The sequence below is a fragment of the Mucilaginibacter sp. genome (assembly GCF_028287845.1).
Lineage (GTDB): Bacteria > Bacteroidota > Bacteroidia > Sphingobacteriales > Sphingobacteriaceae > Mucilaginibacter.
In genome coordinates, this window is the sequence record NZ_JAQBOW010000010.1 from 1 (window position 1) to 8549 (window position 8549).

Genomic DNA, 8549 nt, shown 5'->3' on the forward strand with positions numbered 1-8549 from the left:
CACTCAACATAACCAGTGCTTCTTCGTCTGCCCCTGCAGGTATATGATAAAGGCTGTTGTCGGCATAAGGTATTCTAACAAATTCTGCCTGAGTACCGTCAATTGTATTACCTAATATCCATCCACCGTCTACACAATGCGAATACATTCCTTTTTTGCAATACTCGCATTTACCGCATGACGTGATACATGATATAATAACGTGATCGCCTGTTTTGAAATTACTTACAGCGTTTCCAACCTCTTCTATTACACCAACACCTTCGTGGCCAATTATTCTTCCGTCGGTAATCGTCGGAACATCCCCTTTCATAATATGCAGGTCCGTTCCGCATATTGTGGTTTTCAGGATTTTTACAATCGCGTCTGTTGATTTCGTTATTGTTGGTTTTGGTTTGTCTTCCCATGATTTTTTTCCGGGACCGTGGTAAACCAGGGCTTTCATGGTTGCATTATTAATTGAATTAATACCGGATGGCACATCGGTTTGCAATGCTGCCTTGTCTGAAACTAAATTTTCCATATCATATTCTTTTAAATAGTAAATAGGTTATTAATTTATGACTACAAAGCTATTGCTATTAAAGCCCGATATAAATGATACAGGTCACTTATTGAAAATAATACAGGTTACTTTATTAAAGTTTATGCCTTATTGTCATTTGCCTTTTGAGGAATGATTTTTGTATTTCTGCCAGTTGATGATAAAACATCCCCTACTTAATTGAACGACTTAATTATTCAACATATTATATTTGTTATAAAAAACGCTGGTATTATGAATTCAACTGAAAAATCAAAATTCCCCCTGGTAGTAATTATAGGCGGCGGTTTTGGCGGCCTTGAGGTTGCCAATCAGCTGGCAGATAAGCCTGTTGATGTTTTAATGCTTGATAAGCATAACTACCACACTTTTCAGCCCCTGCTGTACCAGGTTGCTACAGGGAGTTTAGAATCAGAATCTATAGCTTTCTCTTTGAGAAAAAATTTCAGCGGGCAAAAAAACTTTCGGTTTCGTATAGCCGAAGTATCGGGCGTTGATCTTGAAAAAAATACAATCGCCACTGACCTGGGCGAAATCCCCTACGACTATTTGGTAATAGCAACCGGATCGACCACCAACTTTTTTGGTAGCAAAGAGATAGAGCATTATGCAATGCCCATGAAATCAATACCCGAGGCGTTGAACTTACGGTACCTTATCCTGCAAAACCTTGAAGAGGCCTCATTAAAGGCCACTAAAGAAGAAAAAGAACCGCTGCTAACCTTTGTGCTGGTTGGTGCCGGCCCCACCGGTGTTGAGCTTGCAGGCGCATTGGCCGAATTGCGCAATCATATACTAACCCGCGATTATCCTGATCTGAAAAAAGAGGATATGAAGGTTTACCTGGTAGATTTTTTACCAAAGGTGCTTGGCCCATTTTCAGACCAGGGATCGGCAGCAGCTAAGGCTTTTTTAACCGATATGGGCGTAGAGGTTTTATTAAATGTAAAGGTTGAAAGTTATAATGGCGAGGAAATAAAATTTGAAGGCGGCAAAATCATTAAAACTAAAAATGTGATATGGAGCGCCGGGGTTATGGGTGTTGTACCTTCAGGCATCAATAAAGACATCATAGAGCGCGGCAATCGCATAAAGGTTGATAGCATAAGCCGTATAGTAGGATCGTCAAACGTATTTGCTATTGGCGATGTGGCTGCTATGATAACTGATGACAACCCTAAAGGGCATCCCGGTGTAGCACAGGTAGCTATACAGCAAGGACAATTGGCCGGTAAAAATATAATGCACTTAATTAAAGGCGAACCTACTGTGCAATTTAAGTACAATGATAAAGGATCATTAGCTACCATAGGCCGTAACAAAGCCATTGCCGATCTGGGTAAGATAAAGTTCCAGGGATTTTTTGCATGGCTGATATGGATGTTTGTACATTTGATATCGCTGTTAGGTTTCAGGAATAAGGTAATTGTATTTGTTAACTGGATAGGGAGCTATCTTACTTATAACGGAGGAAGCAGACTAATCATCCGGAGGTTTAACCGCGAAGAGCTACCAAAAAAACACAAACAGGTGGCAAAAGCAGACTAATTAACTGATAATAAAAAGGGTAACACCTGCGGAGTCTCCTTGCTTTATCATATTGATTATGTATGTTTGAATTAAAGCTACGAAACGCATTTTGATTTTATAAAGCAATGTCAGCAGCAATAAAACTCACCGAATGTCCGCGCGACGCGATGCAAGGTTTACCAAATTTTGTACCCACCGCTATTAAAGCTGATTATATCAACTTGTTATTGCAGGTTGGCTTTGATACCATTGATTTTGGCAGTTTTGTATCCCCCAGGGCCATACCTCAAATGCAGGATACCGCACAGGTATTGGCACAGCTTGATTTGAGTACTACCCTGTCAAAATTATTAGCCATTATAGCCAATTACCGTGGCGCCGAAGAAGCTGCCATGCATAATGAAATAACCTATTTGGGTTACCCTTTTTCCATATCCGAAACATTCCAGCTGCGTAACGCAAACTCAACCATAAATGACGCCTTTGATACGGTGAAAAAGATTAAAGGCTTATGCAATGTCAAAAATAAAGAGTTACTGGTTTACCTGTCTATGGGTTTTGGTAACCCTTACGGGGAGGAATGGAATACAGAGATCATACATCAATGGACAGAAAAACTGGTTAACGAAGGCATCAACATCATTGCCTTATCTGATACCATAGGCGTTGCTACCCCTGACCAAATAAAAAGCATATACCCGCAGCTATGTGCCGAATTCCCGAAAACAGAATTTGGTGTACACCTGCACAGTACGCCAGATACCTGGTATGAAAAGGTGGAAGCTGCTTACCAAAGTGGCTGCAAACGTTTTGACAGTGCGTTAAAAGGCTACGGCGGCTGCCCAATGGCTAAAGATGACCTAACAGGCAATATCGCTACTGAAAACCTGATTGGCTATCTTAAATCACAAAATGTGCTGCAAGAGCTTAATTACGATAAATTACAGGATGCGCTGGATTATTCGGTAAGGGTGTTTGGTTAATTTAATACACCGTAGTTGCAATGATGCGCATAAAAATTTAACATTATCTCTTCACCATTTTAAAATGCTGTATTCCCGCTTCTTCAAACTGCGGGCCCTCTTTCACAAATCCAAATTTTTCATAAAGACCTATTGCCAATAGCTGGGCATTCAGGTATATATATACTGCATCGGCAGGCAGATCATCCAAAACAGTATTTACTAATTTTTGAGCAACTCCTAGTCCCCTAAATTGCTTTAATACAGCAAAACGCTCTAATTTATAGCCATTAGCTGTTTTGCGCCAGCGCGATGCACCTGCAGGGATACCATCAACCGTTGCTAAAAAATGCGTAGATTCATCTTCATGCTCCCACTCCAACTCGGGCGGGCAATTTTGTTCGCCAACAAATACTTCTCTTCTTATGGCAAATACTTTTTCAAGGTTTGCCGGGTCACTTACTTTGCTTACTTGAATCTTTCTTGTTTCGGGCATCGATATAATGCTTTTTGGTTTTTAAGTTTGAAAGTTTAAATTTATGATTTTCTGTCGCAGCATCAATAGAATGGGTACAAGTTAAATCATCCTCCTGTTCGGCCAGGTCTGATAATTGCACATAAAACTTATGCAATTGATCAAGCTCTTCTTCAGTAATATCCTCAATATCAACCATCCGGTTACTGGCACCCTGATGCGAGGCTAATAATTCATTCAGCTTTAAATGAATGGCTTTCGAGTCTTTATTTTGCGATTTTTGAATCAGAAAAACCATCAAAAAAGTAACTATAGTTGTACCTGTATTGATAATTAACTGCCAGGTATCAGAATACTTAAATATCGGCCCGGTAATACCCCATACTACAATAATGCTTATCGCGGTAAAAAATGCGGCCGAGCTTCCGGTAGCAATAGTAGCCCAATTTGAGAATTGTTCGAAAAAGTTTTTCTTTTTAGCCATAGTCATCATAACTTATTAATTATGCCTTTTATAACTAAAAAAAAGCGCCAATGTTTTGCATTGGCGCTCTTAAACTGCGGTTGTAAATATACTTATTGCTTATTCACATAAATTACGCCGCCTTTCATTACAAAGCGCACATTTAAAATTGCGTTAATGTCTTTATCAATACTGTTATCAACGGCTATTATATCTGCCAGGTAGCTCTTTTTTATGACGCCCAGTAAAGCACTGTGGTTTATTTGCCTGGCCGAGTTTAACGTAGCAAACTGTAGTACCTGGGGTATAGCAACTCCTTCTTCATGATAAGCTATTAAAATACGTTTTGATGGTTCGGCTAAAGGCATTTTCATGTCGATGTAATCGTCTGATCCGTAAGCTATGGTTACACCAAATTTTATAGCCCGCTGAAGCCTGTCGGTTGGTGATTTTTGATATTTAGTTATTTGAGCATCAACATCTTTAACATTCGGGGCTGCAATTTTCAGGTAATTGGTAAAGGTAACCTTGTCTAAATCTGTCGGTACTAAAATAACCTTCTTTTTAGCCATAAGCATCAATGTAGAATCGGCTATTTCATAACCATGCTCTATACCATCAACGCCGGAAATCACTGCGTTATAAACTGCATGATCATCTGTAGCATGCGCAGTAACACGAACACCATAGCGATGCGCCTCTTTTACAATAGCACTCATTTCTTCAACAGACAACGCGGTTTTGTTTGGCGTGTTATTACTGTAGATTTTAATTACATTGGCGCCCTGAGTAATATTTTCGCGCACGGCCTGCCTGGCATCATCAACACCCGAAACAATACGATACTCATCATTCGCAATATCACGATGCTCATATATTAAACCCGGCAACTGCCCGCCCTCGCTTGCCAACCCCTGCCCTGCACAACTCATACGTGGCCCCGGTACTAAATTTTCATTGATCGCTTTCCTTAAAGCAATATCGGCAAACTTGCCCGAATTGCCCAGATCCTGAACAGAGGTTATGCCGGCTTCTAAATAAGCTTTCGCTCTTACCGCTCCATATATCGCACGGTAAGCGTCGCCCTCCATGGTCAGCCTTTTAACAAGCGACTCGGATGAAAAATCTCTATTTGGCAACAGCTCTTCTTTATAGAGCAGGTGTGTATGAACATCGATTAGCCCCGGTAAAATGGTGAATGCAGACAGATCAATTAACGTATACTTCTCTCTTTCGGCCGTAGGAATATCCTTATCGGCTTTAACATCATCAATACGGCCATTTTTCACTATAATGTCTAAACCTGTTTTAAACTGGGCAACTTCGCTGTCAAATAGTCTACCGGTTTTAATAAGATATACTTTATCAGTTTGTGCCCATACCATGAACGGCACATAAAGCAACATGAAGAGGAATATTTTTTTCATAATAAGTATTTAGATTAGGGAGGATAAAGATGTACGATAAATTTCGTATTTGCAAATTTTATCTTTCTTCAACTTTGGACATAAAAAAAGCGCCGATGTTTCAAATCGGCGCTTTTTCTATTTTGGGTTATATTAAACCTACAATTTATCAGTTGCGTTAATGCAATTCAAATCTTCAAAAGCGGTGGTTAAACGCTTTACAAAGTTCTCCTCGCCTTTGCGTAACCATACACGCGGATCGTAATATTTTTTGTTTGGAGAGTCTGCGCCTTCCGGGTTGCCTATTTGATCTTGCAGGTAAGCTTCTTTTGATTGGTAGTAATCTTTTATACCTTCCCAGTATGCCCATTGCATATCCGTATCAATATTCATTTTAATGGCTCCATAACCAATCGCCTCACGAATCTCTTCCTGGCTCGAACCGGAACCACCATGAAACACAAAATTGATAGGCTTTTCATCGGTTAAATTAAACTTCTTTTTCACATACTCTTGTGAGTTATGCAGTATAACCGGCTGTAATTTTACATTGCCCGGTTTGTAAACACCGTGCACATTACCAAAAGCAGCAGCCACAGTAAAGCGCGGGCTAACTTTTAATAAATTCTCGTAAGAATAAGCCACATCTTCCGGCTGAGTATATAAACGTGAGCTGTCTACATCAGAATTGTCAACGCCATCTTCTTCGCCGCCGGTAACACCTAATTCTATTTCAAGTGTCATACCCATTTTGGCCATACGTGCCAGGTATTTGGCAGATATTTCAATATTTTCTTCGATTGATTCTTCAGACAGGTCCAACATGTGCGATGAGAACAGCGGTTTGCCTGTTTCAGCAAAAAACTTTTCGCCATAATCTAATAAACCATCTATCCATGGTAATAACTTTTTAGCAGCATGGTCTGTATGTAAAATTACAGCAACACCATAATGCTCTGCCAATAAATGCACATGCCGTGCAGCAGATACACCACCCAGAATACAAGCCTGTAACTTAGAGTTATCTAATGATTTGCCCGCATAAAACTGCGCGCCGCCATGCGACAGCTGTATAATTACCGGCGAGTTTACTGCCTTTGCGGTTTCCATTACAGCGTTAATTGTGTTGGTACCTATTACATTTACAGCAGGTAAAGCAAACTGGTGCTTTTTAGCTGCCTCAAATAGTTCTTGCACCTGATCGCCGTGCAAAACTCCTTTATAATTTTTTAAATCCATTACCATTGTTTTGTGCGCCGAAGTTATAATTTAGATGTGAGATTTTAGATATGTGATGTGAGTTTTTAATACAATTCTATAAAATCTATCTCAAATCTATTGTCTCAAATCTCATATTCTAAGAAAATATTTCGTTTCTTTGCATTAATTGAAAGAGCTAGACATAGATATGGCATGGTTTAAACGAGAGTTAAAAGGGATAATTACGACTACTGAGGAGAAGAAAGAAACCCCTGATGGGATCTGGAACAAATGCCCTCAATGTAAGAAACCCCTTCACTATACTGAGCAGGTTGAAAATCAATACGTTTGTCATTATTGCGGTTTCCATTTACGCATCGGATCAAAAGAATACTTTTCTGTTCTGTTTGATAATAATGAGTTTACTGAATTATTTCCTGACCTTGTATCAGGCGATCCACTGAATTTTACAGATACTAAAAAATATACTGAAAGGTTAACTGAAACTCAGTTTAAAACAGGTCTAAAAGATGCTATACGTGCCGCGGCAGGACAAATTAACGGGCAGGATATAGTTATTGCCTGCATGGATTTTAACTTCATTGGCGGATCAATGGGATCAGTAGTAGGCGAAAAGATAGCCCGTTCTATTGATTATTGTATCGAGCATCAAGTTCCTTTCCTGATGATATCCAAATCAGGTGGTGCGCGGATGATGGAAGCAGCATTCTCTTTAATGCAAATGGCTAAAACATCAGCTAAACTGGCCTTATTATCACAAGCCAAAGTGCCTTATATATCGTTGTTAACCGACCCTACAACAGGCGGTGTAACTGCATCATATGCTATGCTGGGCGATATTAATATTGCCGAACCGGGCGCGTTAATAGGTTTTGCCGGACCAAGGGTAATTAAAGAGACCATTAAAAAAGACCTTCCAAAGGGATTCCAAACTGCAGAGTTTGTGCAGGAACATGGTTTTCTTGATTTTATTGTCGATCGCCGCGAAATGAAAGAAGAACTGGCGGCATTTTTAAAGATGTTAAAAAACTAATATTCCAGTAGGAATAGATAGCTATACTTAAAAACAAACGGGGTTATACAAAATGTATAACCCCGTTTGTTTTTAATAAATATTTTCAGCAATTATATTACTCCCGGCCTTGCGCCGTCAATTGGAGGCATATCTTTTATATAAACAGCTTTTTTATTTGAAGCATTTTTATCCTTTTGAGGTTGATTTACCTGTGATTGTTTCCTGTTTTCCTTTTGTCGATTACCGCTTCCGGAATTTTGATTATTGGTTTTCATATCTTGGTTTTTAAGTAAAAAAGATTATCAGGGATAACCTTTTTTGAATGACTATTTTTTAGTCTTACAAGCTTTCAGTACCCGGCTCATGCCCTACCATGCGGCCGGTTCTTCGTCCTTGCGGACGGCTCTCAAAATCAGCTTTTGCAGGTCCTTCAGCAGGGAATTCTTTTTGATTTGGCGGGGTGACATCATTTTGTTCGCTGTACGAAGTATCATTACCCTTAGTATGTTGTTGTTGCTCTCTTTGTGGAGTGTATCCTGAACCTTCCTGTTCTGACTGGCGCCTTTCAGGGGTTTCGTCTGGTCTATTACCCTTTTGAGGGTTTTGTTTATTCGGTTCCATAGTTTTATTATTAATTGTTAATTAATTAACAGCCATAAACGTGCCAGTTTTTTCCAAGTAAGAAATTAAATTAATAATAAAAATATGTATTTGCGACGATGGTGCGCAATGGCAAATAAGCTAAGCACTTAAGTAAATTCGCTATTACTTTGCCTCGCGATGAATTATAAGGGTTGGATTTTTACGCGTTTACCGGAAACAGCTCGCGTACTTTATTTACTACAAAATCTATCTCTTTTTTAGTATTATACTTAGAAAAAGAAAATCTTACAGACGGCCTTGTGCTGCTGGCTCCAATACCCGTAAGTACAT

General features: G+C 39.5%; 10 protein-coding genes and 1 pseudogene. 3 read left to right on the top strand and 8 right to left on the bottom strand.

Annotated elements, in window-relative coordinates; translation table 11 throughout:
* Window positions 1–523: alcohol dehydrogenase catalytic domain-containing protein (locus JWP71_RS00970; protein ID WP_299496075.1), on the bottom strand; the 523-nt coding region annotated here is incomplete at its 3' end.
* A gap of 255 nt (window positions 524–778) precedes the next feature.
* Between JWP71_RS00970 and JWP71_RS00975 the strand changes: the two genes are divergently transcribed.
* Complete coding sequence (locus JWP71_RS00975; RefSeq protein ID WP_299496077.1) at window positions 779–2092, top strand: NAD(P)/FAD-dependent oxidoreductase; 1314 nt, start codon at window positions 779–781, stop codon at window positions 2090–2092.
* A gap of 107 nt (window positions 2093–2199) precedes the next feature.
* Entirely contained in the window at window positions 2200–3057 is an 858-nt protein-coding gene (locus tag JWP71_RS00980) for a hydroxymethylglutaryl-CoA lyase (protein ID WP_299496079.1), read from the top strand.
* A gap of 43 nt (window positions 3058–3100) precedes the next feature.
* Here JWP71_RS00980 and JWP71_RS00985 read toward each other — a convergent pair whose 3' ends face one another.
* The 4 genes from JWP71_RS00985 to fbaA all read right to left on the bottom strand — a co-directional run bounded on the left by JWP71_RS00985 (window position 3101) and on the right by fbaA (window position 6619).
* Window positions 3101–3532: a GNAT family N-acetyltransferase gene (locus JWP71_RS00985; protein WP_299496081.1), complete on the bottom strand. Its 432-nt coding sequence runs from the start codon at window positions 3530–3532 to the stop codon at window positions 3101–3103.
* Window positions 3492–3995 (bottom strand): low affinity iron permease family protein, encoded by a 504-nt coding sequence (locus JWP71_RS00990; protein ID WP_299496083.1) that lies wholly within the window; start codon window positions 3993–3995, stop codon window positions 3492–3494. The genes JWP71_RS00985 and JWP71_RS00990 overlap by 41 nt, the downstream gene beginning before the upstream one ends.
* Window positions 3996–4087: 92 nt before the next feature.
* Window positions 4088–5401, bottom strand: a complete 1314-nt coding sequence (locus JWP71_RS00995; protein WP_299496085.1) for an amidohydrolase family protein — start codon at window positions 5399–5401, stop codon at window positions 4088–4090.
* 138 nt (window positions 5402–5539) lie between these two features.
* Window positions 5540–6619: a class II fructose-bisphosphate aldolase gene (gene fbaA / locus JWP71_RS01000; protein ID WP_299496087.1), complete on the bottom strand. Its 1080-nt coding sequence runs from the start codon at window positions 6617–6619 to the stop codon at window positions 5540–5542.
* A 169-nt stretch (window positions 6620–6788) separates the two neighbouring features.
* Between fbaA and accD the strand changes: the two genes are divergently transcribed.
* Window positions 6789–7634: an acetyl-CoA carboxylase, carboxyltransferase subunit beta gene (accD, locus tag JWP71_RS01005; protein WP_299496093.1), complete on the top strand. Its 846-nt coding sequence runs from the start codon at window positions 6789–6791 to the stop codon at window positions 7632–7634.
* 92 nt (window positions 7635–7726) lie between these two features.
* On the opposite strand, the gene JWP71_RS01010 is transcribed toward accD, so the two are convergent.
* From JWP71_RS01010 to JWP71_RS01020, 3 genes and pseudogenes are all read right to left on the bottom strand, one after another.
* The gene (locus JWP71_RS01010) at window positions 7727–7891 is read right to left on the bottom strand and encodes a hypothetical protein (protein WP_299496088.1); all 165 of its coding nucleotides are present in this window, start codon (window positions 7889–7891) and stop codon (window positions 7727–7729) included.
* Window positions 7892–7955: 64 nt separating this feature from the next.
* On the bottom strand, window positions 7956–8237 hold the full coding sequence (locus JWP71_RS01015; RefSeq protein ID WP_299496090.1) for a hypothetical protein: 282 nt from the start codon (window positions 8235–8237) through the stop codon (window positions 7956–7958).
* A gap of 181 nt (window positions 8238–8418) precedes the next feature.
* Window positions 8419–8549: pseudogene (locus JWP71_RS01020) on the bottom strand (cysteine desulfurase); the annotation flags it as partial.

Excerpts from the sequence above, each read along its gene's own strand:
- JWP71_RS00975 (WP_299496077.1), top strand. The coding sequence starts at position 779 with ATGAATTCAACTGAAAAATCAAAATTCCCCCTGGTAGTAATTATAGGC.
- JWP71_RS00980 (WP_299496079.1), top strand. The coding sequence starts at position 2,200 with ATGTCAGCAGCAATAAAACTCACCGAATGTCCGCGCGACGCGATGCAA.
- JWP71_RS00985 (WP_299496081.1), bottom strand. The coding sequence starts at position 3,532 with ATGCCCGAAACAAGAAAGATTCAAGTAAGCAAAGTAAGTGACCCGGCA.
- JWP71_RS00990 (WP_299496083.1), bottom strand. The coding sequence starts at position 3,995 with ATGGCTAAAAAGAAAAACTTTTTCGAACAATTCTCAAATTGGGCTACT.
- JWP71_RS00995 (WP_299496085.1), bottom strand. The coding sequence starts at position 5,401 with ATGAAAAAAATATTCCTCTTCATGTTGCTTTATGTGCCGTTCATGGTA.
- fbaA (WP_299496087.1), bottom strand. The coding sequence starts at position 6,619 with ATGGATTTAAAAAATTATAAAGGAGTTTTGCACGGCGATCAGGTGCAA.
- accD (WP_299496093.1), top strand. The coding sequence starts at position 6,789 with ATGGCATGGTTTAAACGAGAGTTAAAAGGGATAATTACGACTACTGAG.
- JWP71_RS01010 (WP_299496088.1), bottom strand. The coding sequence starts at position 7,891 with ATGAAAACCAATAATCAAAATTCCGGAAGCGGTAATCGACAAAAGGAA.
- JWP71_RS01015 (WP_299496090.1), bottom strand. The coding sequence starts at position 8,237 with ATGGAACCGAATAAACAAAACCCTCAAAAGGGTAATAGACCAGACGAA.